This window comes from Streptomyces sp. NPDC007929 (assembly GCF_042959065.1).
In the GTDB taxonomy this organism is placed as follows: domain Bacteria; phylum Actinomycetota; class Actinomycetes; order Streptomycetales; family Streptomycetaceae; genus Streptomyces.
Genome location: NZ_JBIBKD010000009.1, coordinates 135,967 through 159,680, shown reverse-complemented (window position 1 = coordinate 159,680; position 23,714 = coordinate 135,967). Strand labels below are relative to the sequence as shown.

The 23,714-nt window shown below is 71.4% G+C and carries 21 protein-coding genes, 1 tRNA gene and 1 pseudogene; 12 read left to right on the top strand and 11 right to left on the bottom strand.

Features of this window, described 5'->3' with window-relative positions; genetic code table 11:
• Positions 1-75: 75 nt before the first annotated feature.
• On the bottom strand, positions 76-762 hold the full coding sequence (locus ACFZDE_RS29090; protein ID WP_391002608.1) for an MSMEG_4193 family putative phosphomutase: 687 nt from the start codon (positions 760-762) through the stop codon (positions 76-78).
• Positions 763-823: 61 nt separating this feature from the next.
• On the opposite strand from ACFZDE_RS29090, the gene corA reads away from it, so the two are divergent.
• Positions 824-1,819, top strand: a complete 996-nt coding sequence (gene corA, locus ACFZDE_RS29085) for a magnesium/cobalt transporter CorA (protein ID WP_391204727.1) — start codon at positions 824-826, stop codon at positions 1,817-1,819.
• Positions 1,820-1,829: 10 nt separating this feature from the next.
• Here the strand turns inward: corA and ACFZDE_RS29080 are convergent, their stop codons facing one another.
• Together ACFZDE_RS29080 and ACFZDE_RS29075 are read right to left on the bottom strand one after the other, a co-directional pair.
• Positions 1,830-2,618: a ferritin-like domain-containing protein gene (locus ACFZDE_RS29080; RefSeq protein ID WP_391204724.1), complete on the bottom strand. Its 789-nt coding sequence runs from the start codon at positions 2,616-2,618 to the stop codon at positions 1,830-1,832.
• Between the two features lie 261 nt (positions 2,619-2,879).
• Positions 2,880-3,935, bottom strand: coding sequence for an LLM class F420-dependent oxidoreductase (locus ACFZDE_RS29075; RefSeq protein ID WP_391204721.1), 1,056 nt, complete (start codon positions 3,933-3,935; stop codon positions 2,880-2,882).
• 223 nt (positions 3,936-4,158) lie between these two features.
• Between ACFZDE_RS29075 and ACFZDE_RS29070 the strand changes: the two are divergent.
• The 3 genes and pseudogenes from ACFZDE_RS29070 to ACFZDE_RS29060 form a co-directional block, all read left to right on the top strand.
• Positions 4,159-5,259 (top strand): annotated as a pseudogene (locus ACFZDE_RS29070) (polysaccharide lyase family 1 protein); the annotation flags it as partial.
• 144 nt (positions 5,260-5,403) lie between these two features.
• Positions 5,404-6,390 carry an aldo/keto reductase gene (locus tag ACFZDE_RS29065; RefSeq protein ID WP_391204717.1) on the top strand — a complete coding sequence of 329 codons (987 nt, stop codon included), beginning with the start codon at positions 5,404-5,406 and terminating at the stop codon, positions 6,388-6,390.
• On the top strand, positions 6,387-8,876 hold the full coding sequence (locus ACFZDE_RS29060) for a helix-hairpin-helix domain-containing protein (RefSeq protein WP_391204714.1): 2,490 nt from the start codon (positions 6,387-6,389) through the stop codon (positions 8,874-8,876). Before ACFZDE_RS29065 ends, ACFZDE_RS29060 begins: the two co-directional genes overlap by 4 nt.
• A 63-nt stretch (positions 8,877-8,939) precedes the next feature.
• Here ACFZDE_RS29060 and ACFZDE_RS29055 read toward each other — a convergent pair whose 3' ends face one another.
• Positions 8,940-9,638 carry a hypothetical protein gene (locus ACFZDE_RS29055; protein WP_391204711.1) on the bottom strand — a complete coding sequence of 233 codons (699 nt, stop codon included), beginning with the start codon at positions 9,636-9,638 and terminating at the stop codon, positions 8,940-8,942.
• A 47-nt stretch (positions 9,639-9,685) separates the two neighbouring features.
• Between ACFZDE_RS29055 and ACFZDE_RS29050 the strand changes: the two genes are divergently transcribed.
• Complete coding sequence (locus tag ACFZDE_RS29050) at positions 9,686-9,874, top strand: DUF5703 family protein (protein WP_391002623.1); 189 nt, start codon at positions 9,686-9,688, stop codon at positions 9,872-9,874.
• A gap of 76 nt (positions 9,875-9,950) precedes the next feature.
• Here the strand turns inward: ACFZDE_RS29050 and ACFZDE_RS29045 are convergent, their stop codons facing one another.
• From ACFZDE_RS29045 to ACFZDE_RS29035, 3 genes are all read right to left on the bottom strand, one after another.
• The gene (locus ACFZDE_RS29045; protein ID WP_391204708.1) at positions 9,951-10,796 is read right to left on the bottom strand and encodes a chaplin family protein; all 846 of its coding nucleotides are present in this window, start codon (positions 10,794-10,796) and stop codon (positions 9,951-9,953) included.
• Between the two features lie 132 nt (positions 10,797-10,928).
• Complete coding sequence (gene chpH / locus ACFZDE_RS29040; protein ID WP_030608446.1) at positions 10,929-11,162, bottom strand: chaplin ChpH; 234 nt, start codon at positions 11,160-11,162, stop codon at positions 10,929-10,931.
• 149 nt (positions 11,163-11,311) lie between these two features.
• On the bottom strand, positions 11,312-12,637 hold the full coding sequence (locus tag ACFZDE_RS29035; RefSeq protein WP_391002629.1) for a M20/M25/M40 family metallo-hydrolase: 1,326 nt from the start codon (positions 12,635-12,637) through the stop codon (positions 11,312-11,314).
• A 196-nt stretch (positions 12,638-12,833) separates the two neighbouring features.
• On the opposite strand from ACFZDE_RS29035, the gene ACFZDE_RS29030 reads away from it, so the two are divergent.
• Positions 12,834-12,918 (top strand) — tRNA-Leu (locus ACFZDE_RS29030).
• 240 nt (positions 12,919-13,158) lie between these two features.
• Positions 13,159-13,359, top strand: coding sequence for a hypothetical protein (locus ACFZDE_RS29025; RefSeq protein ID WP_391204705.1), 201 nt, complete (start codon positions 13,159-13,161; stop codon positions 13,357-13,359).
• A gap of 30 nt (positions 13,360-13,389) precedes the next feature.
• Here the strand turns inward: ACFZDE_RS29025 and ACFZDE_RS29020 are convergent, their stop codons facing one another.
• Entirely contained in the window at positions 13,390-17,091 is a 3,702-nt protein-coding gene (locus tag ACFZDE_RS29020; protein WP_391204701.1) for an AAA family ATPase, read from the bottom strand.
• An 88-nt stretch (positions 17,092-17,179) separates the two neighbouring features.
• Between ACFZDE_RS29020 and ACFZDE_RS29015 the strand changes: the two genes are divergently transcribed.
• The gene (locus tag ACFZDE_RS29015) at positions 17,180-17,587 is read left to right on the top strand and encodes a YchJ family metal-binding protein (RefSeq protein ID WP_391204698.1); all 408 of its coding nucleotides are present in this window, start codon (positions 17,180-17,182) and stop codon (positions 17,585-17,587) included.
• 2 nt (positions 17,588-17,589) lie between these two features.
• Here ACFZDE_RS29015 and ACFZDE_RS29010 read toward each other — a convergent pair whose 3' ends face one another.
• Positions 17,590-18,291: an FCD domain-containing protein gene (locus tag ACFZDE_RS29010; RefSeq protein ID WP_391002637.1), complete on the bottom strand. Its 702-nt coding sequence runs from the start codon at positions 18,289-18,291 to the stop codon at positions 17,590-17,592.
• Positions 18,292-18,429: 138 nt separating this feature from the next.
• On the opposite strand from ACFZDE_RS29010, the gene ACFZDE_RS29005 reads away from it, so the two are divergent.
• Genes ACFZDE_RS29005 through ACFZDE_RS28990 form a run of 4 tightly spaced genes read left to right on the top strand, consistent with a single transcriptional unit; the run spans position 18,430 to position 22,232 of the window.
• Positions 18,430-18,948: a gluconokinase, GntK/IdnK-type gene (locus ACFZDE_RS29005; RefSeq protein WP_391204695.1), complete on the top strand. Its 519-nt coding sequence runs from the start codon at positions 18,430-18,432 to the stop codon at positions 18,946-18,948.
• Between the two features lie 56 nt (positions 18,949-19,004).
• Positions 19,005-20,402 (top strand): gluconate:H+ symporter, encoded by a 1,398-nt coding sequence (locus ACFZDE_RS29000; protein ID WP_388467632.1) that lies wholly within the window; start codon positions 19,005-19,007, stop codon positions 20,400-20,402.
• Between the two features lie 13 nt (positions 20,403-20,415).
• Entirely contained in the window at positions 20,416-21,180 is a 765-nt protein-coding gene (locus ACFZDE_RS28995; RefSeq protein WP_391204692.1) for an SDR family oxidoreductase, read from the top strand.
• A gap of 20 nt (positions 21,181-21,200) precedes the next feature.
• Positions 21,201-22,232 (top strand): alcohol dehydrogenase catalytic domain-containing protein, encoded by a 1,032-nt coding sequence (locus tag ACFZDE_RS28990; RefSeq protein WP_391002644.1) that lies wholly within the window; start codon positions 21,201-21,203, stop codon positions 22,230-22,232.
• A gap of 75 nt (positions 22,233-22,307) precedes the next feature.
• On the opposite strand, the gene ACFZDE_RS28985 is transcribed toward ACFZDE_RS28990, so the two are convergent.
• The gene (locus tag ACFZDE_RS28985) at positions 22,308-22,931 is read right to left on the bottom strand and encodes a cytochrome b/b6 domain-containing protein (protein ID WP_391002646.1); all 624 of its coding nucleotides are present in this window, start codon (positions 22,929-22,931) and stop codon (positions 22,308-22,310) included.
• Positions 22,915-23,664, bottom strand: a complete 750-nt coding sequence (locus ACFZDE_RS28980) for a molybdopterin-dependent oxidoreductase (protein ID WP_391204689.1) — start codon at positions 23,662-23,664, stop codon at positions 22,915-22,917. The genes ACFZDE_RS28985 and ACFZDE_RS28980 overlap by 17 nt, the downstream gene beginning before the upstream one ends.
• Positions 23,665-23,714 lie beyond the last annotated feature (50 nt).

Sequence of the window (23,714 nt, the reverse complement as noted above, 5' to 3'; positions counted from 1 at the left end):
CTGTCTCCATTGGGATCGTGGGAACCGTGTGACCACGGCACTGCTGCGACCGCTTCACCCTACTGCGGCGAACGATCACGGTGCGCCCGCACCGCCTCCGACTTCGGCCTCGCCGCCCGGCGGTTGCGCGCGCGGCGCCAGGGAGGTGAAGTCGCCGGTGTCACCGAGGCGGACGAGGAACGGCCGCAGCCGTGTGTAGCGGATCGCGGTGATGGAACACGGTTCGACGGAGATCCGCTGGAAGAGGTCCAGGTGAAGTCCGAGTGCGTCGGCGACGAGCGATTTGATGATGTCGCCGTGCGAGCACATCAGGTAGACGGCGTCGGCGCCGTGGTCGCGCTCCACGCGCGCGTTCCACTCGCGTACGGCCTCGGCGGCGCGCGTCTGCATGGCCCGCATGGACTCTCCGCCGGGGAACGCCGCCGCGGACGGGTGGGTCTGCACCACCTCCATCAGGGGCTCGTCGTTGAGCTCGGCGAGCTTGCGTCCGGACCAGTCGCCGTAGTGGCACTCCCCGATGCGCTCGTCGGTGTGCGGGCTCAGGTCCGGCCGGGCCTGGAGCAGCGGCCGGAGGGTCTCCTGGCAGCGCTGGAGCGGGCTGGTGACGATTTCGGCGAGGGGCAGTTCGGCGAGCCGCCCGGGGAGCGCGGCGGCCTGGGCGGCGCCGCGCTCGTCGAGGGCGACGCCGGGCGTCCAGCCGGCGAGCAGACCCTCGGTGTTGGCGGTGGAACGTCCGTGCCTGACCAGGAGAAGCGTGGGCATGCGCTCCAGCGTAGGCGCACGCGCGCGTGTGGTGTCGTTCGAGTGACGGGAGAGTTCCTTCGTGATCGTCGACTGTGCCATCTACCGCGAGGGGCAGCGGTCGGAAGGGCCCGAGGACCTCTCCGACGCCCTGGGTGAGGCCCGCACGGCGGGCGGGTTCGTGTGGATCGGGCTGCACGAGCCGACGGAGGCCGAGTTCGACCGGGTGAGCCGGGAGTTCGGGCTGCACCCGCTGGCTGTCGAGGACGCCCTCAAGGCCCACCAGCGGCCCAAGCTGGAGGTGTACGACGACTCGCTGTTCGTGGTGCTGAAGCCGGTGGCGTACGAGGCGCGCAGCGACACCGTCTCCTCCGGCGAGATAATGATCTTCCTGGGTGAAGGGTTCGTGGTGACCGTCCGGCACGGCGAGGGCGCCCCGCTCAAGGCCGTACGGCACCGGCTGGAGCATGAGCCGGAGCTGCTCGGCAAGGGCCCCACGGCCGTGCTGTACGCGGTCGCCGACGCGACCGTCGACCACTACCTGGACGTGGCGACCGAGTTGCAGACCGACCTGGAGGGGCTGGAGGCGGAGGTGTTCTCGCCGGACGGCGGGGGCTCGCGGAACACGGCGTCGCGGATCTACGACTTCAAGCGGCAGGTCCTGGAGTTCCGCCGGGCGACCGGGCCGCTGGCCCCGCCGATGAGCCGGCTGGCGGGGACGGCGTCGACCGGGGTGGCCGTGCCGTTCGTGGACGACCGGGCCCGGCCGTTCTTTCGTGACGTCAGCGACCACCTGACGCGGGTGAACGATTCCGTGGAGAACCTGGACCGGCTGGTGTCGGACATCCTCTCGGCGCATCTGGCGCAGATGAGCGTCCGGCAGAACGACGACATGCGGAAGATCTCCGCGTGGGCGGCCATGGCCGCGATCCCCACGATGCTCGCGGGGGTCTACGGCATGAACTTCGAGCACATGCCCGAGCTGCGCTGGGTCTGGTCCTATCCGGTGCTGATCGCCGTGATGGCCGTCCTGGAGGTGATGGTCTTCCGGCTGTTCAAGCGACGGGGGTGGCTGTAGCCGGGCCCGTTCAGGCGAACTCGGGCTCCGGGTTCGCGGGCCCGCCGAGGGCGTTGCGGCGCTCGGGCGTGGCCAGCGACACCATGCGGCGCCAGCCGCCCAGGCGTTCGTAGGCGTAGACGGCGTGGATGCCCGCGACGAGCACCGCCGACCTGGCCTTGGGCCAGCCGAGGATGCGGCCCATGTGCGCCATGACGGCGAGGCTGACGTCGCGGTAGATCCGGATCTCGGCGAGCGCGCACGCGCGCAGGGTGCGCTGGATGGCCCGGCCGTGGCCCGCGTAGGCGAAGCGCAGCAGTTCCTCGTGGCAGTAGGCGAGGTGGTTGTCCTCGTCGCCCGCGATCTGCTTGACCGCGCGGCCGATGTCGGGGTGGTCGGAGAAGTGCTTGCGGAGCAGGTCCATCTGCTCGGAGGCGCGCTGCTCGGTGACCCTGCTGTGCGAGAGGTAGGTGACGATGTCCTGGACCGTGAGCCGCTCGTCGCGGTTCAGCTGCTCGTGCGGGAGGCCGATGCCGTTCTTCTCCAGAAGCATGGTGTAGTCGGTCTCCGGCGGGACCGGTACGGGGTCGAGGCCGCGCTTCTTCAGCAGGGCGTTGAAGATCCGGCCGTGCTTGTCCTCGTCGGCGCCGTGCCGGCTGATCTTGGGGGCGAGGGCGCGCTCGGCCTCGGGCACGAGCGCGGCGATCCGGGCGTTCTCCCAGCCGCCCTGGGACTCGCCGCTCGCGGCGATGGAGCAGAACAGGGCGAAGGACTCGTCGTTGTCGAGGATCTCCTGGAACAGACTCTTGGCCGAAAGCATCGTGGGCACCTCTCCCGCGCGCGTGGGCGACTGCGGCTTTCCCGCAGGTTCCGCGAACAACGAGTCAAGTGCGGGGCGGTAGGTGCTGCAACAGGTGTGAGGGACAACTCCGCCGAATGGAGGACGCGGGGGCGGGCGTGCCGGGCCGGGCGGTGCCGCCAGGGCCGTAACCGCGGGGGGCTGCGCGCGTTGTTCCGCGTGACGGCCGTGGCGGGGAAGACCCCCGAGCCCCCACCACGGCCGCGAAAACTTCCCGTCGGTTCAGGCGAGCCCGGCGCGCTTCAGGGCCTCCGTGCCGGCTCGCAGGGACGCGAGCCGCTCGTCGAGTGTGAAGCCCGCCGGTGCGAGGGACAGGGTGGTGACGCCGGCGGCGGCGTAGGCCTTCATCCGGTCGGCGATCCGGTCCACGGAACCGAGCAGGGTCGTCTTGTCGATCAGGTCGTGCGGTACGGCGGCCGCGGCGCCCTGCTTGTCGCCGGAGAGGTACTTGCTCTGGATCTCGGCGGCTTCCTGCTCGTAGCCCATGCGCTGGGCGAGCTGGTTGTAGAAGTTCTGCTTGGGGCTGCCCATGCCGCCGACGTACAGCGCGGTGTACGGGCGGAAGGTGTCGGCGAGCGTGGCCACGTCCTTGTCGTCGCCGACGGCCAGCGGGAGGGTCGGGCAGACGTCGAAGCCGTCGAGGGTCTTGCCGGCCTTCTCGCGCCCGGCCCGCAGGTGGGAGATCGCGGTGTCTTCGAGGTGTTCGGCGGACGGGAAGATCAGCAGGGCGCCGTCGGCGATCTCGCCGGTCTGTTCCAGGTTCTTCGGGCCGATCGCGGCGATGTACAGCGGGATGTGCTCGCGCTGCGGGTGCACGGTCAGCTTGATGGGCTTGCCCGGGCCTCCGGGCAGGGGCAGCGTCCAGTGCTGCCCCTCGTAGGACAGCCGCTCGCGGGTCATGGCCTTGCGGACGATCTCGACGTACTCGCGGGTGCGGGCGAGCGGCTTGTCGAACTTGACGCCGTACCAGCCCTCGGAGACCTGCGGGCCCGAGACGCCGAGGCCGAGGCGGAAGCGGCCGCCGGAGAGGGAGTCGAGGGTGGCGGCGGTCATGGCCGTCATCGCGGGCTGGCGGGCCGGGATCTGGAAGATGGCCGAGCCGACGTCGATGCGCTCGGTCTGGGCGGCGACCCAGCTCAGCACGGTGGCGGCGTCGGAGCCGTAGGCCTCGGCGGCCCAGCAGACGGCGTATCCGAGCCGGTCGGCCTCCTGGGCGACGGCCAGGTTGTCCGCGTCCATTCCGGCACCCCAGTAGCCGAGGTTGATACCGAGCTGCATGCCGCATCCCCTTACTGATCAGTAACGTGCCTTGTGCGGGCACCTTAGCGCGGGGGCCGGGGCGAGGTACACGGCCACAGCCGGTCGGTCGCGTCAGCCCGTCGTTTAGATGGGTGAACAAGAATCATGGACGCGACCATTGACGCGTCCACGACGAGTCCATACCTTTCGCGGGAAAGCGCTTTCCATCCTCCACCTTCCGCAGTCGAACGGAGAGGCACCGATGAAGCGATCACTCCCCCCGCGACTCCCCGCGGCCCTGGCCACCCTGGCCCTCGCCGCCGCCACCGGCACGCTCGTGGCGACGCCCGAGGCCTCGGCGGCGACCGGCAGCGCCACCGGCTACGCGACCCAGAACGGCGGGACCACCGGTGGCGCGGGAGGCCAGACGGTCCGGGCGACGACGGGAACGGCGATCCACCAGGCCCTCTGCGGCCGGACGAGCAAGAGCACCCCGATCGTCATCGAGGTCACCGGGACCATCAACCACGCCAACACCAAGAAGGTCTCCGGCACCGGCTGCGACACCGCCGACGGCGTGATCGAGCTCAAGAAGGTCAGCAACGTGACCCTGGTCGGGGTCGGCAGCGGCGCCGTCTTCGATCAACTGGGCATCCACATCCGCGAATCGAAGAACATCATCATCCAGAACGTGACCGTCCGGAACGTCAAGAAGTCGGGCTCCCCCACGTCCAACGGCGGGGACGCCATCGGCATGGAGAGCGGCGTCCGCAACGTCTGGGTCGACCACACCACCCTGGAGGCCTCGGGCGGTGAGTCGGAGGGCTACGACGGCCTGTTCGACATGAAGAACAACACCCAGTACGTGACGCTGTCCTACAGCGTCCTGCGCAACTCCGGCCGCGGCGGCCTGGTCGGCAGCAGCGAGAGCGACCGGTCGAACGGCTTCATCACCTACCACCACAACCGCTACGAGAACATCGACTCCCGGGCCCCGCTGCTGCGCGGCGGCATCGCGCACATGTACAACAACCACTACGTGCGCCTCAACGACTCCGGCATCAACTCCCGCGCCGGCGCCCGCGCCAGGGTGGACAACAACTACTTCGAGGACTCCAAGGACGTCCTCGGCACCTTCTACACCGACGAGGCCGGCTACTGGCAGGTCAACGGCAACGTCTTCGACAACGTGACCTGGTCCCGCCCCGGCAGCGAGAACAACCCGGCGGGCCCGGACCCGAAGTCGAACACCACCGTCTCCATCCCGTACGCGTTCGGCGCGGACGCCGCCGCCTGCGTACCGGCCGTCGTGAGCCGAACCGCGGGCGCCGGGAAGGGCCTTCAGGTGTCGGACGGCAGGTGCTAGCGGAGCCCTCCCGGCACCGGCGGATCACACGGGGGCGGGGGCCCACGCCCGCCCCCGCCCCCGTCCCGCCCCGTCCCGCCCCGGAAATCCATGGTCCGCGGCCACCCACACCGCAGGTTCTGGCCAGTAATCTCGGCGTTCATGGAGCAGAGGCATCTCGGCCGCACCGGCCTTCGTGTGTCCCGGATCGGGCTCGGCACCCTGACCTGGGGGCGGGACACCGACGAGCATGACGCCGCGGACCTCATGAAGACGTTCTGGGAAGCGGGCGGGACCCTCGTCGACACGGCGGACGTGTACGGCGACGGTGAGGCCGAGTACCTTCTCGGCAGGCTCATGGACGGTCTGGTGCCGCGCCGTGACCTGGTCATCTCGACCAAGGCCGGCAGTGTGCCGGACCCGGACCGCCGCTTCGACGGCTCCCGCGGCCATCTGCTCTCCGCGCTGGACGACTCACTCGCGCGGCTCGGCACGGACCACGTCGACCTGTGGCATGTGCACGCGTACGACCCGGACACCCCGCTGGAGGAGACCCTCCAGGCCCTCGACCTGGCCGTCTCCAGCGGGCGTGCCCGCTATGCCGCCGTCTCCAACTTCTGCGGCTGGCAGCTGGCCAGGGCCGCGACCTGGCAGCTCGCGGCTCCCGGCACCCGGACCCGGGTGGCCGGCACGCAGTTGGAGTACTCCCTGCTCCAGCGCGGTGTCGAGCGCGAGGTGCTGCCGGCCGCGCTCGACCTCGGCATAGGCCTGCTGCCGTCCTCACCGCTCGGGCGCGGGGTGCTGACGGGCAAGTACCGGGGCGACACGATGCCGCCGGACTCGCGGGGCGCCTCGGAGCATCTCGCGCCCTTCGTCGCGCCGTACCTCGACGACACGGCGAGCCGCATCGTGGACGCCGTGGCGACCGCGGCCGACGGCCTCGCGGTGACGCCGCTCCAGGTGGCCCTGGCGTGGGTGCGCGACCGGCCCGGTGTGACCGCCCCGATCGTCGGCGCGCGCAACGCGGCCCAGCTCAGGGCGGCATTGTCAGTGGAGACCCTTAGTCTTCCTGACGAGATCTGCCGGGCGCTCGACGATGTGTCGGCGCCCGTGCACCGCTATCCCGATCACGACTGGAGCACGCTGTGAGCACGGAGCCCGAGACCACGGAGGACACCGAGCCGGGGACGCCGGGCACCGGACAGCACCACGGGGCGGTCCCCGCCGACGTGGACACCGGGGGCACCGAGACGGCCCCGGACGCGCGGCAGGCGTCCGGGGCCGAGGGTGCCGACGCGGGCGTCGGGGAGATGCCCGAAGCCGGGGGCGCGGACGCTGGCGCCGGCACGGGGCCGGTGGCCGGGGCTGAGGGCGATGCAGCGGCTGCCGGGGAGCACTCCGAAGCCGGCGGCGCCGACGCGAGCGCGGGGCAGGGGTCCGAGGCCGAGGGTACCGACGCGGTCTCGGAGTCCGGGCAGGCGTCCGGAACCGAGAGCGCCGACGCGGTCTCGGAACCCGGGCAGGCGTCCGAGGCCGAGAGCGCCGACGCGGTCTCGGAGTCCGGGCAGGTGTCCGAGGCCGAGGCCGAGTTGCGGGCTCAGCAGGTCGAGCGGGAGCGGATCGAGCAGCGCAAGGCCGAGAAGAAGACGCCGATCGAGAGCGGCACCAAGCTGAGCGGCACGGCCGCCGATCTGCTCGCGGCCGTACGGGCCGTCGAGAGCGGTGAGAAGCCGGCGGCCACGGTGTTCGAGGAGCCCCGGCCTGCTCCCCGGCCCTCCGCCCCCGAGCCGGAGCGGCGGCCGCAGCCGGTGGTACCCCAGCCCGCCACCGCGTCCACGGCACCCGCGCCCGAGGCGGTCCGGTCCGTACGGCAGGTGCTCTCCGAGGGCGGTGCCCCGGAGGCCCTCGCACCGCAGGTCGCCGCGGCCCTCGGCGAGGGCGCGGAGGAACAGTTGCGCGCCGACCCCTGGCAGTTGCTGCGGACGCCCGGTGTGCGGCCGGAGCAGGCCGACGGGTTCGCGCGCTCGCTGCTCGGCGCCGAGTGCGGGCCGGACGACGAGCGGCGCGGCCGGGCCGTCACCGGCTGGCTCCTGGAGCAGGCCGCGCTCGCCGGGCACACCGCCCTGGAGATGCCGGCGCTCCTCGCGGCCCTGGCCCAGCGCGGCGTCCCGGAGCCCGAGAGCGCCGTGCAGGACGCGATCGCGGAGGGAGAGGCACTGGTCTTCCAGGACGCCCTGGAGGAGACCGGCGCCCCGGCCCCGGTGGCCACCGACGGAGACGAAGAGGACGTGGAGCGTCCGGTCCGTGTCCTGGTCGGTCTGGAGCGATACGCGCTGGCGGAGGAGAGCCTGGCCGACGGCCTGGGCCGGCTGGTCAACTCGGTGCCCAAGCAGGACGGTTCGGCCGAGGACTGGGAGCGGGCGGCCGCCGCCGCGCAGGGTTCGACGGCGGAGCTGATCCGCGCGGTGGCCGGACAGGGCCTGGTGCTGCACACCGGCGGGGAGGCGTCCCTCGCCGAGCCAGCGGCACTGCTGAACACCGCTCGGTCTCTTGGGCTGCGAGCCTGGGCGGCCGCGCACGGCCCGATCGGCCGCAGCCGTTTCGCGGCTCTGCTGAAGCGGTCCGGCCCGGCGGCGGACGACCCGGGGCGAGCCGGCGAGGCTCCGGCCGGACCGGGCGGCTCCCCCGTCGCCACCGTCTCGGGGCTGCTCTCGGGCGCCGAAGGGCCCGGCCGGGACGCGGACGGGGCTCTCGATCTCGATCTGCTCGTGGTGCTCGACGCACCGCAGCTGGACGTCGAGACGGCGGCCCTGCTGACGGAGTCGCTGCCGGACGGGGCGCGGCTGGTGCTGGCCGGGGATCCGGCGGTGCTGTGGTCCGTGGGGCCGGGGCGGGTGTTCGCTGATCTGCTCGCGGCGCGGATCTGCCCCCAGGTGGCCTCGCGGCGGCCGGATCCTGGGCCGCTGGGCGAGCTGGTCTCCGGCATCGGCATCGGCGAGCTGAACCAGGTCGAGGCCCCCGGCAAGGAGGTCGTGATCGTGCCGGTGCGGGACGCCGGCGAGGCCGTGCACCGGACGGTGCAGCTCGTCGCGGACTCGGTGCCCCGCGCGATCGGCGTACCGGCCGAGGAGACACAGGTGATCACCCCCGGGCACGGCGGCGCCGTCGGGACGCGCGCGCTCAACGCGGCCCTGAAGGAACGGCTCAATCCGGGCCCGGGCCGCTTCGGCGGCTTCGACCCCGGCGACCGGATCGTCCACTCCCCTGCCCCGGGGCGTGCGCTACCGGGCCGGGTGGTGACGGCGGACGCCGAGGGACTGCATCTGTCGTGCGGGGGCGAGAGCGTCGTCGTCCCCAAGGAGCGGGTGGAGCAGTCGGTGCGGCACGGGTGGGCGCTGACCGCGCACCAGGCCGCGGGGAGCCGGTGGTCGGCGGTGGTCGTGGTGCTGCCCGGCGATGCGGCGCAGGCACTCAGCAGGCCGTGGGTGTACACGGCGTTCGGGCGGGCCGACCGGCATCTGTCCGTGGTGCACGGGGTGGAGCAGGCACTGCCCCGGGCCGTGGCCGAGGTCCCGGCGAAGCCGCGGACGACCCGGCTTCCGGTGCTGCTCGCGCCGCAGGTCAGCGGCGCGTGACGGGGGTGGTGGTCAGGGGCCCGGGCTCCTGACCACCACCCCCGTGGTCGCCGTCGTACGCGCTCAGCGGCGGTCCGCGTCCAGCGGCTCCAGGTCCTCGTCCTCGTCGCCGTCGAGCTCGTCCTCGAGATCGTCGCCGTCCTCGTCGTCGACGTCGTCGATCTCGTCGTCGAAGACGGCGCTGACGTCGAAGCGGCAGACCACCTGCTGCGGATCCACCTGCTCGAACGGCGCCTCCAGCCACTCGCCGGGCTCGGCCGGTTCCTCCGCCGCTGTCACCCAGAGCGTGGAGTCGCCCTCCTCCAGTCCGAACTCCTTGTGCCGGGAGGCGATCTCGTCGGGCTCGAACTCGCCGAACAGCAGCCCCAGCGCGCCGTGCACGGTCCCGGAGGCCGGGGAGCCGTCCTCGCCCTCCGCCGCCTCGATCCGCTCGGCGTGAGACAGCAGGCGCTGCGGCTCGGCGACGGCGTAGTCACGGCGGATCAGCACACTCAGCGCGTTCGGTTCCTCGGGGCCCGTGTACGGGGGCAGCGCGTCCTCCGCACCGGGGATCTCGAAGGGTGTGACCTCGTCGTAACGGTCGTAGAGCAGTTCGTCGTACACCTCTGCGGCCGCGGCCAGCTGGTTGAACGCCTCGAACACGGCCGGGTCGTCGTCCCCTGACCTGCGTTCGACCGCGGCCAGGTGGCGGTCGAGCGCGGTCTTGACCGCCTCGGCGGCGGCGCGTACCTCGGCAGCGGTGGGCTGCGCAGCATCAGACATAGTGCAGACGCTATCCGTACCGGGCCCCAGCCCGCACAATAGATGCGATGCCGGAATACGAATTTGTCGACGTACACGTCCCCCGCGGGGTCTCCCGCAAGGAGACGGCACGTCTGCTGACGGACCACGCGGAGTACGGACACTGGGAGTTGCACCGTCTGACCCTGCTGCGCGACGGCAGCCGCAAGGTGCGGTTGCGCCGGCGGATCATCCGCCAGGTGCGGGCCACGTGGTGAGCGGGGACGGGGCACTGGGAGAACACATGACGGAGCGGGCCCCGCGGCAGCGGGGCCCGCTCCGTGCGCGGGGGTGTCAGGCCGAGGCGCGGGCCTTGCGGTAGAGGATCGCGCCCGCGAGCAGCGCTCCCGCGCCGGCCGGCAGGGCCAGACCGAGCGGCAGATCGCTGCCGGTGCTGGCGAGCTGCGCGTCGCCGTCGGGCTGTGTGACGAACTGGCCGCCCGGCTTGTTGCCGTGCGAGGAGCCGCCCGGGGTCTCGCCGTCGGTGGAGGGCGGGGTGCCCGGGGTGCCGGGACCGCCCGGGTCACCGGGGCTGCCGGGGTCACCCGGATTTCCGGGGGTGCCGGGATCGCCCGGGTCGCCGGGGTTGCCCGGGTCACCGGGGTCGCCGGGGTTGCCCGGGGTCTCGTGGCCGCCGCCCGGCGGGGTGCTGTGGCCGCCGCCGTTGGAGCAGTCGTTGCCCGTGCTGGGGTTGCCGACGCCGATGACGTTGACACTGTTGCCGCAGACGTTCACCGGCACGTGGACCGGCGCCTGGACGTGGTTGCCGGAGCCGACGCCGGGCGAGTCGGTGGCGTGCCCACCCGCGTGGGAGCCGCCATGACCGCCGTTGCCGCCGTTGCCGCCGTGACCGCCTCGGCCGCCGTGCTCGTCGTATCCCCCCGACGACGATTTACCACCCTTGTTGGCGCAGGAGTTGCCCACCGACGGGTTGAGCACACCGATGACGTCGACCGTGTTCCCGCACACGTTGACCGGCGCGTACACCGGGGCCTGCACCGAGTTGCCGGACAGTACGCCGGGCGAGCCCGACGCCGAGCCCTGGGCGCCCGAGTCGGCGTGAGCGGAGCCGCCCGCGGCGGCGATCACGCCGGTCGCGGCCGCCACAGTCATCAGACCCTTGCGGGTAGCCTGTCGCATTTGCTGAATACCTGCCTTCGACCGTGTCTCGAATTCTTCTCGAATTCCGCGAAAGAAGCGTTCGGTCCCGGAGCGCATGGCACGCGCTCCGGGACCGATGGCTTTGAAACTCCCCTCAGCGAGGGGAAAGCATCACTTGTTGATGCAGGTGTTGCCGAAGGCGGGGTTCAGCAGCCCGATCACGGAGACCGTGTTGCCGCAGACGTTCACCGGGACGTGAACGGGCACCTGGACAACGTTGCCGGACAGGACGCCCGGGGAGTGCACGGCGGCACCCTGAGCACCCGAGTCGGCGACGGCCAGGCCCGCGCCCGCGAGAACCAGCCCACCGGTGGCAGCCGCAGCAGCGACGACCTTCTTGATCATTATTCCTCCTAGTTGGCAAAGCGACCCATCTTGCGATCGCATTACCTGTAACGAGGAGGGAGTAATGAGGCTACGAGCTTATGGTCGCATTCACTCTTCCCAGTCGATTCCGTACGCGCGACCGAATATGACGGTGCGCGGGCCCGGTTTCAGGACGCGTCGATGAAGCGGTCGAGCACGCGCACACCGAACCGCAGGCCGTCCACCGGCACCCGCTCGTCCACGCCGTGGAACATCCCGGCGAAGTCCAGCTCCGGGGGGAGCTTCAGCGGCACGAAGCCGAAGCCGCGGATGCCCAGGTCGTCGAAGGACTTCGCGTCCGTGCCGCCGGAGAGCATGTAGGGGACCGCCTTGGCGGTCGGGTCCTCCGCCAGCAGCGCGGACTGCATCGCCGCCACCAGCGCTCCGTCGAAGGTGGTCTCGACGGCCTTGTCGGCGTGGACGTCCTCGCGCCGCACGTTCGGGCCGAGGATCCGGTCGAGGTCGGCGAGGAACTCCTCCTCGTGGCCCGGCAGGAACCGTCCGTCGACATGGGCGGTCGCCTCGCCGGGGATGACGTTGACCTTGTAACCGGCACCGAGCTGGGTGGGGTTGGCCGTGTTGCTCAGGGTCGCGCCGATGAGCTTGGCGATGCCGCCGAGCCTGGCCAGGGTCGACTCCATGTCCTCCGGGTCGAGCTCCAGGCCCAGCGCGTCACCGAGTTCGTCGAGGAAGGCGCGGGTGGTCTTGGTGACGCGCACCGGGAACTTGTGCCGTCCGAGCCGGGCGACGGCCTCCGACAGCTCGGTGATCGCGTTGTCCCGGTGGATCATCGACCCGTGCCCCGCCGTGCCGGCCACGGTGAGCTTCATCCAGTGCATGCCCTTCTCGGCCGTCTGGATCAGATAGAGCCGGCGCTGCTCACTCACGGTGAACGAGAATCCGCCCACCTCGCTGATCGCCTCGGTGACGCCCTCGAACAGGTCGGGGTGGTTGCGCACGAGGTGCTTGGCTCCGTACGTACCACCCGCCTCCTCGTCCGCGAGGAACGCCAGGACGATGTCGCGCGGGGGCTTGCGCCCACTGCGCAACCGGTCGCGGACGACCGCCAGGGTCATCGCGTCCATGTCCTTCATGTCGACGGCCCCACGGCCCCACACACAGCCGTCGGCGACCTCGCCGGAGAAGGGGTGGTGGGTCCAGTCGTCGGCGTTGGCCGGTACGACGTCGGTGTGGCCGTGGATGAGGAGCGCGGGCCGGGAGGGGTCCTCGCCCTCGATGCGGGCGACCGTGGAGGCGCGGCCCGGGTGGGACTCGAAGATCTGCGGCTCCAGCCCGACCTCGGCGAGCTTCTCGGCGACGTACTCGGCCGCCTTGCGCTCGCCCGGACCCGAGTGGTCGCCGTAGTTGCTGGTGTCGATCTGGATCAGCTCGCGGCAGAGGTCCACGACCTCGTCCTCGCCGGTGACGCTCCTGGCCGTGTCCGTCTCGCTCACGTGCTTCCTCCCGGTGTCACTGCTGGTGGGTCCCTCTCATCCTCTCTCTCCCGGGCCCGCACCCCAAGAGCGCTCCCGACCCGTCACACGCCGTTCACCCCTCGCCGGGGTGCAGACGGGGGGTGATCGGCCACCCCGGAAAGCCTGGTAATGTTTACGTCGTCGCCGCGGGGATAACCCACGCGACAGACACCTTGTCCGGGTGGCGGAATGGCAGACGCGCTAGCTTGAGGTGCTAGTGCCCTTTATCGGGCGTGGGGGTTCAAGTCCCCCCTCGGACACATGAAGCCTGAGGGCCGTGACCACGAGGTCACGGCCCTCAGGCGTTGTCGCATACGCAGGGCGGCCGGCAAGCGTGTCCGGCGTTCGGCGTTCGGACCTGTTCGGCCGAACAGGCCTTCGTTATCTCTCTGACCTGCCCTTTCGCGTACGGCTTCGGAGTGATTCGGGGCCCGGCCCTCCGAGGACCGCGTGGGATCAGGGTGATGTCACCAACCAGACGCGGAGTCCAGGAGGACGGCATGCGGAAGATGATCACCCTGAGGAGCGCGGTCATCATGGGCGCGGCGGTGGCAGCCGGTGTGGCCACGGGCGGCGCGGTGGAGGCCGTGGCCGGGATCGAGGAGGCGGGCCCCGTGGTGACCGGGGCGGTGGCGCTGTGGTTCGCGGAGAAGCTGGACCGGATCATCGGCGAGGACGGCGGCGAGGAGCCGCGGGCCTGAGCCCCGGAGGGCATGAGGAAGGGCGCATCCTCAGGGGTGCGCCCTTTGCCGTGCCACGTCCAGCCGGACGGCCAGGGACGAGCCGAGGTAGTCGGCCTCGAAGGGAAGCAGGCGGTTCTGGATGTCGGGGCGGAGGCTCCGCAATGCCCGCTCCGCGTATCGGCGGCACCAGGATCCCTGGTCCAGCGCGACCGCCAGTCTGAGGAGCCGAAGCAGGGCGACCTGGCCCTCCCCTCCCTCGGCCGGGCGGATCAGGAAGTGGAAGAGGGCCTCCATGAGCGGCTGGATGATGCCACCGTCGTTCGTCCGGCGCTTTCGCCACTCTCCTTGGACGAGGCGTGTCTCCACAGCGGAGAGGTCCGTCGTTGAGATGTCCGCGCCCAGAAGTGTCACGATGCGGCCGACCAGTCCTTCGCTCCGGGTCCGGTCGAGCAGGCGGCAGCTGGTCACCAGCAGGGAGATCCGGGCCCTGTCCAGCTCGTCGCTCTCCTGCAGTCCGCCGCCCAGCTTCGTCAGTTCCTGGACGATGTCGTCGACGGCGTCGGACGGCAGCGATTCGCTCTCCGTCGCCAGCCGCCGGCTGATCAGCTCCAGCAGGCGCGCGCCGCCCGAGCCGCTGAGTGTGGGGAGCGCGGCCAGACATGTCTCGTAGCGGGGCAGGACGTCCTGGTGCGGGGCGGGCGGGCAGATCAGGAGGGCAATCAGGGCATGCGCCGCGGAGACGGGGCGTCCGGCGGAGTCGAGGGTGAAGCTCGATGTGAGCGGGGTGAACTCGTCGAAGACGGGGAGCGAGGGCTCGACCAGACGTTCCGCGTCCGGGTCGTACAGCGGGCGGGTCCGTAGCAGTGCGCTCAGTGGTTCGTCCTTGATCCCCGGCATGACCGTCCGCAGCAGCCACGACGTGGTGGGTGCCTCCGGATGCGCGTCGTGCTGCCCCAGCCGGAGGACGAGGTCCAGGTGCGCGACGCCCTGTCCGGTCGGCACCGGGACGGTGCCCACGGCGCCGACGAAGGCGTCCCAGGACGCGGGCGGCAGCTGGGACTTCCAGAGCGTCGCGTGGGTGCGCCAGACCTCCGCCGGGAGTTCGCCCTCGGTGATCAGCTCGGAGAATCTCAGGAGCCGGCCGGTGGCCATGGCGACCAGCAACAGGTTGGCGCTGTAGCAGGCGTGGCGGAAGGTTACCGGTACCGGGCCCAGGGTGTAGCCGGTGTCGCTGCCCGGCGGCAGTCCGTGCAAGGCCTGGGGAAACAGGCGGGTCACCGTGTCGTCGGTTCCCGGCAGCAGGTCGCCGAGGTAGTCGATGATCTGGGCGCGGTCGGTGAGCGGCGCGAACGACAGCAGGGCGAACAGCAGTCCCTCGTAGGGCCCTTGGTCGGGGCAGTGCCGCAGCGTGCGTGCGATCTTGCGGGCGACGAGGTACTCGCCGAAGGTGGCGTGCAGGAACTCGTACCAGACACGGTCCTCGCCACCGTCGAACGTCGCCTTGGCTTCGTGGATGAAGAAGAAGAACTCTCCGAACAGCAGGCGCGTGGATCTTCGGGCTCCGGTGTGGCCGGGGGCGCGCAGGAAGGTCAGGTCGTGGTCGGCCTCCTCGGCGGTCACTCCCTGGCTGCCGCGGTTGAACATGCCGACGGCGATCACGGAGAGCAGGTCGAGTTCTTCGTCCACCTTCGCTTCCACGGCTTCGGGGCGCATTTTGCAGTGGTGTTTGCGGATCTGGCGGCGGACGAACAGGGTGAGCAGGCGCTCGTAGAGGGTGGTGACGCCGTTCATCGGCGAGGGCCACGCGGCGTCGCCCTCGTCGCGCATCGTGTAGTAGAGCGTCAGCATCAGCAGGAGCAGGGGCTGGGGGGCCAGGTCGGGGTGGAGGGCGCCCAGGTCGCTGGGGAGAGCCGGGATGCGGCGGCCCTGGTTGAGGGTGTTCCAGACGTCCGACCAGCGGGCGATGCGGGCCGCGTCGAACGGCTCCAGGCGGATGATGACCGTCTCGTCGGGGATCTTGGCCTGGTCCGCGACCACGGTGCGGCTGGTGACGACCGCGGCCACCGGAAGCCCGGCCTCGGCCGACCTCTCCTGGAAGTGGGCGATCTCTTCCAGGTAGTACCAGTGGTCGGCCCCGCCCGCCTGGAGCAGTTCGTCGAGGCCGTCGAGGATCAGGACGGGCAGCACGCCCTCGCAGGAGGAGGTGACGCTGTCCCAGGTGACGTCCTTGTTCGTGGCGTCGCGCAGTGCCTGGGCGATCTGGTCGAGGATCTCGGCGTCGGCCGTCACGTTGCGCAGCTCGACCCTGATGGGCAGGTAGTCGGTGGGTGGGAGGCGTGCGGCCAGCAGGCGGGTGAGCAGCGACTTGCCCGCGCCCGGGTCGCCCAGGATGAGCATCGGCCGGTTGACCGTGGGGAAGCCACTGAAGTGCCCGGCGAGGAAGCCCTGGATCTCCTGCCTCAATGGCCGGGTGCTCCACCAGGCGTCGACGTGGGGTCTGCTGTCGGAGTGGTAGACCGCCGTCCGGAAGGCCGGATTCACATAGCCCCTGGACAAGGTCGGGACCCGGGGGGCGGAGTTCGACCGGCCCCGGTGGGCTTCGCTGATCGGTGAGACGGGGTGGTTGAGCGCACGGCGGTGGATCTCGGACAGCCGGGCGGACCAGGCCGGTGCCGGAGCCCGTCGTGCCAGCGCCCTCAGCAGCGTTTCCAGTCCGTCGAGTCCCCGCTTCTGGGTGTGCAGGTCGTGGTACAGCTCCCGTAGCCGGTCGCGTACCTCGTCGTCGACGCGGGCCCCGAGGGCTCCCGCAGCGTTCGAGCCGTCCTGCATGCCTGCCCAGACGAACAACTCCGGGCATTCGGAGGCCAGTTCCGCCAGGCGGCTCTCATAGACCGAGACGCAGCGGTACGTCTCCTGAGGGGACGGTCGCCGTCCCGTCAGCCGCGCCCAGACGGTGGCGTAGTGGTCGACGACACGGCTGTGGTGGTCGTCGTAGCGGGTGTTGGCGACCGGCAACGGTGCTGCGGCGAAGGCGCCGTCACCCAGGCTGTTCTCGAAGACGAGGTTCAGGTCGAGCCCGACGCCGTCGGCGAGGACGGCGTCCAGCAGGGGGCCCGCGACACAGCCCTCGACCACCACGATGGTGTGTGCGGCGTGCAGCAGTCGTACCCGATGAGGATGGCAGGAGCGGCGTACTCGGCGCCCGAGGTCTGCCATCATGCCCCGGGAGAGGTCGTGGAACTGGTCCCGGAAGGCGGACGCCCCCTCCGCGGACAACAGCGTGCCCGCTCTCAGGGCGTGCATCTCGTCCCGTAACTCCTCGGTGCGGCCGGCGAGTACGGCGCCGGCGCCGTACGGCACCGCCGGATCCCATTCGTCTCCGAGCCCGACGGCGTACTCCTGGAAGCGTTCCGCCTCGTAGGCGTCCTGGCAGACCGGGCAACCCGGCTGGTCCCCGGGATCACCGTGTTCACGGCCCGGGCGCTTCTCCGGGGCCCGCTGGGCGTCGAGTTCACGCACCAGTTCGTCGAGCCGGCGCCGCCAGTAGGACAGGGACCCGCCGCAGGCGGTCACGACCTCTCGGATGACGTCCCAGTCGGGGGCCTTCGCCCGCTTGCCGTTCAGCAACTCCGAGAGGGCTGACGGGCTGAGGTTCAGCAGGCCGCAGAGTTGCTGCCGGCTGATGCCGCTCCTGGTGACCTCGTCCTTCAGCGGCCTCCAGAAGGCAGCCACCGCGTCGACGCCCGTCACGTGGTTCCCCCTGTCGTGCAACTCTTCCCTGCGACGGAGGATAAGGGCGCCGGGGGGTGCCGGGATGTCTGTCTGCACAATGGTGGCCATGACACGCCGCAGCGCCAGTCGCCCTCGCCCCGCACAGCCCGCCGCCTGCCCCTGCGGGCTCCCCCAGGCCTACGAGGACTGCTGCGGTCGGTTCCACTCCGGGGCCGCTGCCGCGCCGACCGCGGAGGCGCTGATGCGGTCGCGGTACTGCGCCTTCGTGAAGGGGGACGCCGGGTATCTGCTGCGGACCTGGCATCCGGGGACGCGGCCCGGGACGCTGGAGCTGGATCCGGGGATGCGGTGGACCGGGCTGGAGGTCCTGGGGACGAGCGAGGGGTCCGCGTTCCACGCCACCGGCACCGTGGAGTTCCGGGCGTCGTACCGGGGTGGGTCGCTGCGTGAGCTGAGCCGGTTCGAGCGGGTCGACGGGGCGTGGGTGTACGTGGACGGGGTGTTTCCCGCGTAGCGCTACGGCGCCAGGATGTCGAGTTCCTGGAGGGCGCCGACCGTGATCTCGCGGGTCAGTTCCTCGGCGCGGGGGGCGTCGCCCTCGCGGATGGCCTCGGCGACCTGGACGTGCAGGGTGACGGCGGCCGGGTCGGGGTCCTCGAACATCACGTCGTGCTGGGTGCGGCCGGTCAGGACCTCGGCGACGACGTCGCCGAGGCGGGCGAACATCTCGTTGCCGCTCGCGACCAGGACGACGCGGTGGAAGGCGACGTCGTGGTGGAGGTACCCCTCCAGTTTGTGACCGCGGGAGTGGGCGACCATGCCGAGGGCGCATTCGGTCAGCTCGGCGCACTGCTCGGCCGTGGCGTGCCGGGCGGCGAGGCCGGCCGCGACCGGTTCGATCGCCGAGCGCAGGACGGTGAGGGAGCGCAGCTGCCCGGGGCGGTCGGCTCCGGCCAGGCGCCAGCGGATGACCTGCGGGTCGTAGACGTTCCACTCGGACTTCGGGCGGACCGTCACGCCGACGCGGCGGCGCGACTCGACCAGGTACATGGACTCCAGGACGCGGACCGCCTCGCGCATCACGGAGCGTGACACGTCGAAACGCTGGGCGAGCTCGTCGGTGCGCAGCACACTGCCCGGCGGGAACTCACCCGCTGTGATCTCGGGGCCGAGGGTGTCCAGTACCCGGCCGTGCAGCCCCCGGCCCGTTGTGCTCATGCACTCAGCGTACGGGGTAGATCACGGAGACAAAAAGTCAGACTTATTCATGACAGGCTCTTGAATTCGTCGTACCTAATGGGTTTCAGTTGCGTCGACATCACGGGTCGACCTCGGACAGCAGACAGTGAGGCAGCGATGAACACCCCCCACGTCGTCGTGGTCATGGGCGTAGCGGGCACCGGCAAGACCACCATCGGTCCCCTGCTCGCGGCCCGGCTCGGCGTTCCGTACGCCGAGGGCGACGACTTCCACCCGCAGGCCAACATCGCCAAGATGTCGGCCGGCACCCCGCTCACCGACGAGGACCGCCTGCCCTGGCTCGACGCCATCGGCGCGTGGGCGCACGGGCGGGCCGGGCTCGGCGGGGTCGTGAGCTGCTCGGCACTGAAGCGGTCGTACCGCGACAGGTTGCGGGCCGCCGCGCCGGGCGTGGTCTTCGTGCACCTCACGGGTGACCGCGCGCTGATCGAGGACCGGATGTCGCACCGGCAGGGGCACTTCATGCCCACGGCGCTGCTCGACTCCCAGTTCGCCACGCTCCAGCCGCTCGCGGCGGACGAGGCGGGGGTCGGGGTGGACGTCGCGGGCGGCCCGGAGGAGATCACCGAGCGGGCGGCGCACGCCCTCGACGACCTCCCCGAGCCCGTCCAGTAGCCCCTGACGGGTTTCCCTCTCCCCTCCCCTTCTCCCCGAACGCAAGGGAACTCACCGTGACCAGACTCAGCGTCGAGATGCTGGCAGCGGACGCACCCGAGCCGATCACCTCGGCCGGCCACGCTCAGCTGGGCATCGCCGTCCTGGCGGGCATCGCCGTCATCGTCCTGCTCATCACGAAGTTCAAGCTGCACGCCTTCCTGTCGCTGACCATCGGGTCACTGGCGCTCGGCGCGATCGCCGGGGCGCCCCTGGACAAGGTGCTGCTCAGCTTCAGCGCCGGCCTCGGCTCCACGGTCGCCGGGGTCGGTGTGCTGATCGCCCTCGGGGCGATCCTCGGCAAGATGCTCGCCGACTCCGGCGGCGCCGACCAGATCGTCGACACCATCCTGGCCAAGGCCGGGGGGCGGTCGATGCCGTGGGCGATGGTGCTGATCGCCTCCGTGATCGGGCTGCCGCTGTTCTTCGAGGTCGGCATCGTGCTGCTGATCCCCGTCGTGCTGATGGTCGCCAAGCGCGGCAACTACTCGCTGATGCGCATAGGCATCCCGGCGCTCGCGGGCCTGTCCGTGATGCACGGCCTGGTGCCGCCGCACCCCGGTCCGCTGGTCGCGATCGACGCCGTCGGGGCCGACCTCGGCGTGACGCTGGCGCTCGGCGTGCTCGTCGCCATTCCGACGGTGATCATCGCCGGGCCGGTGTTCTCGAAGTACGCGGCCCGCTGGGTCGACGTCCCCGCCCCCGAGAAGATGATCCCGCAGCGCGCCTCCGAGGAGCTCGACAAGCGTCCCGGCTTCGGCGCCACGCTCTTCACCGTGCTGCTCCCGGTGATCCTCATGCTCGCCAAGGCACTGGTCGACATCGTCGTCGACGACCCCGAGAACCCGGTGCAGCGCGTCTTCGACGTCATCGGTGCCCCGATGATCGCCCTGCTCGCCTCGGTGCTGGTCGGCATCTTCACGCTGCTGCGGCCCGCCGGGTTCTCCAAGGAGCGGATCTCGCCGCTCGTCGAGAAGAGCCTCATGCCGATCGCGGGCATCCTGCTGATCGTCGGCGCGGGCGGCGGCTTCAAGCAGACGCTCATCGACACCGGTGTCGGGCAGATGGTCCTGGACATCTCCGAGGACTGGGCCATCCCCGCGCTGCTGCTGGCCTGGCTGATCGCGGTGGTGATCCGGCTCGCGACCGGTTCGGCGACGGTGGCCACGGTCTCGGCGGCCGGTCTGGTCGCCCCGCTCGCGGCGGACATGTCCACCACGCACGCCGCTCTGCTCGTCCTGGCCATAGGCGCCGGCTCGCTGTTCTTCAGCCACGTCAACGACGCCGGTTTCTGGATGGTGAAGGAGTACTTCGGGCTGAGCGTCGGTCAGAACATCAAGACCTGGTCCGTCATGGAGACGATCATCTCGGTGGTCGCCGGCGGTCTGGTCCTGCTGTTGTCCCTCGTGATCTAGGAGCGTCGCGGCGATGACGGCTCATCCCCTCTTCGACATCGGCGGCCGTACGGCCCTGGTCACCGGTTCCAGCCGGGGCATCGGACTCGCGCTCGCGCGCGGTCTGGCGGAGGCCGGCTGCACGGTCGTGCTGAACGGACGTGACCCAAACCGGCTCGCCGAGGCCGCCGCCGGGCTGCCCGGCGACCGGGTGCACACGGCCGTGTTCGACGTGACCGACGGATCATCGGTGGCCTCGGGGGTCGCCGAGGTCGAGGAGCGGGTGGGCCCGCTCGACATCCTCGTCAACAACGCGGGCATGCAACTGCGCGCCCCGCTGCTGGAGTTCGGGGAGTCCGACTGGCACCGGATCCTGGACACCAACCTGACCAGTGCCTTCCTGGTGGGCCGGGCGGCGGCGCGCCGGATGACGGAACGCGGCCGGGGCAAGATCATCAACATCTGCTCGCTGCAGAGCGAGGTGGTGCGGCCCGGGATCGCGCCGTACGCCGCCACCAAGGGTGCCCTGAAGATGCTCACCAAAGGCATGTGCGCGGACTGGGGGCCGTACGGGGTGCAGGTCAACGGCCTGGGCCCGGGTTACATCGAGACCGAGCTGACCCGGCCGCTGGTGGCGGACGAGGAGTTCAGCGCCTGGGTGCGGCGGCGCACTCCGGCCGGGCGCTGGGGCCGTACCGAGGACCTGGTCGGCGGGGTGCTGTTCCTCGCCTCCCCCGCGGCGGACTTCGTCAGCGGGCAGGTCCTGTATGTCGACGGCGGTATGACGAGCGTGCTGTGACCTGCCGGGAGGCTGCTGTGATGCTGGGGTGTGTGATCCACGGTCAGGGCGATCTGAGGGTGGCGGAGCTGCCGGAGCCGGAGCCCGGGCCGGGGCAGGCGCTGGTCGCCGTGCGGTACGGCGGGGTGTGCGGGTCCGATCTGCACTACTGGTGGCACGGCGGGGTCGGCGACTTCCGGCTGCGGGAGCCGATGGTGCTCGGGCACGAGATCGTGGGGACGGTGGTGGAGTACGGCCCCGGGGCCACGGGTCCGGGGCCGGGCAGTGCCGTCGCCGTGCATCCGGCGACCCCGTGCGGGGTGTGCCCGGAGTGTGCGGCCGGGCGGCGGAACATCTGCCGGGACACGCGGTATCTCGGCAGTGCGGCGCGGTTTCCCCATGTGCAGGGAGGTTTCGCGGCCCGGGTGGTCGTGCCGGCGGAGCAGGTGCGGGCGCTGCCCGACGGGCTGGAGCTGCGGCGGGCCGCGCTGGCCGAGCCCCTGTCGGTCGCCCTGCACGCGGTGCGGCGGGCCGGTGGAGTGGCGGGTCGGCATGTGCTGGTGACGGGCGCCGGGCCCATCGGGTGCCTGGTGGTCGCGGCGGCCAAGGCGGCCGGGGCCGCACATGTCACGGTGTCGGATCTGCTGCCCGAGGCGCTCGCGTACGGCAGGATCGCCGGGGCCGGGACGGTTGTGCGGGCCGATGATCCCGAGGATCGCGGGTGGCCGGACGAGGCCGATGTGGCCATCGAGGCGTCCGGGGTGGCCGCGGGGCTCGACACGTGCCTGCGGCGGGTGCGGCGGGGCGGGGTCGTGGTCCAGCTGGGCATGCTGCCGGCCGGGCGGAGTCCCTTCGCCGGGAACCTCGTGGTGAGCCGGGAGATCGAGCTGCGGGGGGCGTTCCGCTTCGACACGGAGTTCGACGAGGCGCTGGAACTGCTGGCGGTGGAGCCGGGGTTCGACGGGTTGATCAGTGCGGTGGTGCCGGTGGCGGAGGCCGAGTCGGCGTTCGCGCTGGCCGCTGATCGGAGTCGGTCGTGCAAGGTGCTGTTGGAGTTCGTCTGCGCGCCGTAGGGCTTCGCGTCGTGGGGCGGCTGCGGGTGCGTCGTGGTTGGTCGCGCAGTTCCCCGCGCCCCTGAGGTACGAGGCCTACGGGCGCCATAGGGGGTGCTCTTGCTTCGCCCATTCTCTGCTCACCCTGCCCGTGCGCATGCCCCTTCTGGATTCCGGGTCCGCCAGGGCCATGCCGATGTGGCCGGCCAGGACGATGCCGATGGTGAGGGCCAGCCAGTCGTGGACGAAGGTGGCGCTGGTGCGCCAGAGCAGGGGGGTGAGGTGGGTGAACCACATCATCAGACCCGTGGCGAGCATGACCAGGGTGGCGCCGGCGATCCAGGCCGCGTAGAGCTTCTGCCCGGCGTTGAACTTGGCCGCGGGGCGGGACGCGGGGCTCTTGTCGCGGTGCAGGGCGGCGCGCAGCCAGGTGCGGTCGTGCGGGCCGAAGCGGTTGAGGCGGCCGAGGTCGGCGCGGAAGGCCCGGGAGGCGAGGGCGGCCAGGACGGGGACGGGCAGGGCGAGTCCGGCCCACTGGTGCAGGGTGACGATGAGGGCGCGGCGGCCGACGAGTTCGGCGAGCTGGGGGACGTAGAGACAGGCCGCGGTGACGACGCAGATCCCCATCAGGGCGGCCGTGCTGCGGTGGGTCCAGCGCTGGAGCGTGGTGAAGCGGCGCACGTGGGCCGTGTCCGGCGGGGTGTCAGCTCGTAGGGTCATCGTCGCGTCCGTTCGAGCGGCCCACCCAGGCGTCGACGTCGTAGCCGCGCTCCTCCCAGTAGCCCGGCCGGACCTCGTCGGTGACGGTGATGCCGGAGAGCCACTTGGCGGACTTGTAGAAGTACATGGGCGCCACGTAGAGGCGGACCGGGCCGCCGTGGGAGTGGCCGAGGTCCTTGTCCTGCATGCGCAGGGCGACCAGGACGTCGGCGCGGCGGGCCTGGGCGAGGGTGAGGCTCTCGGTGTACGTGCCGTCGAAGCAGGTGAAGCGGATGGCCCTGGCCGTGGGGCGGACGCGGGCGGCGTCCAGGATCCGGGACAGGCGTACGCCCTCGAAGGGGGTGTCGGGGACGCGCCAGCCCGTGACGCACTGGACGTCGCGGACCATGCGGGTCTGGGGCAGGGCCTTGAGGTCGTCGAGGGTGTAGGTCGTGGGGCGGTCGACCAGGCCGTCCACGGTGAGCCGGTAGGTGCGGGCGTTCTTGCGCGGGACGGAGGAGGCGACGGAGTAGTAGCGGAAGCCGCCGCCGTTGGGGAGCAGGCCGGTCAGGCCGGTGGGGTCCTTGTCGGCCGCGCCGCCCAGGAAGGCCTCCAGGCCGCGTTGCAGCGGGGGCGCGGCGACCACGCCGGCGGCACCCAGGGCGAGGGTGCCGAGGAAGACGCGGCGGCCGATCGGGGTGCCCCGCTCTTCGGGGTGCTCGTGGTGCACACCCTTGGGTACGTCGTCGTTCACGTATTCATTCGAACACCCGCGGCCCCGGTACGGCAGGGATCGCGGGTGCC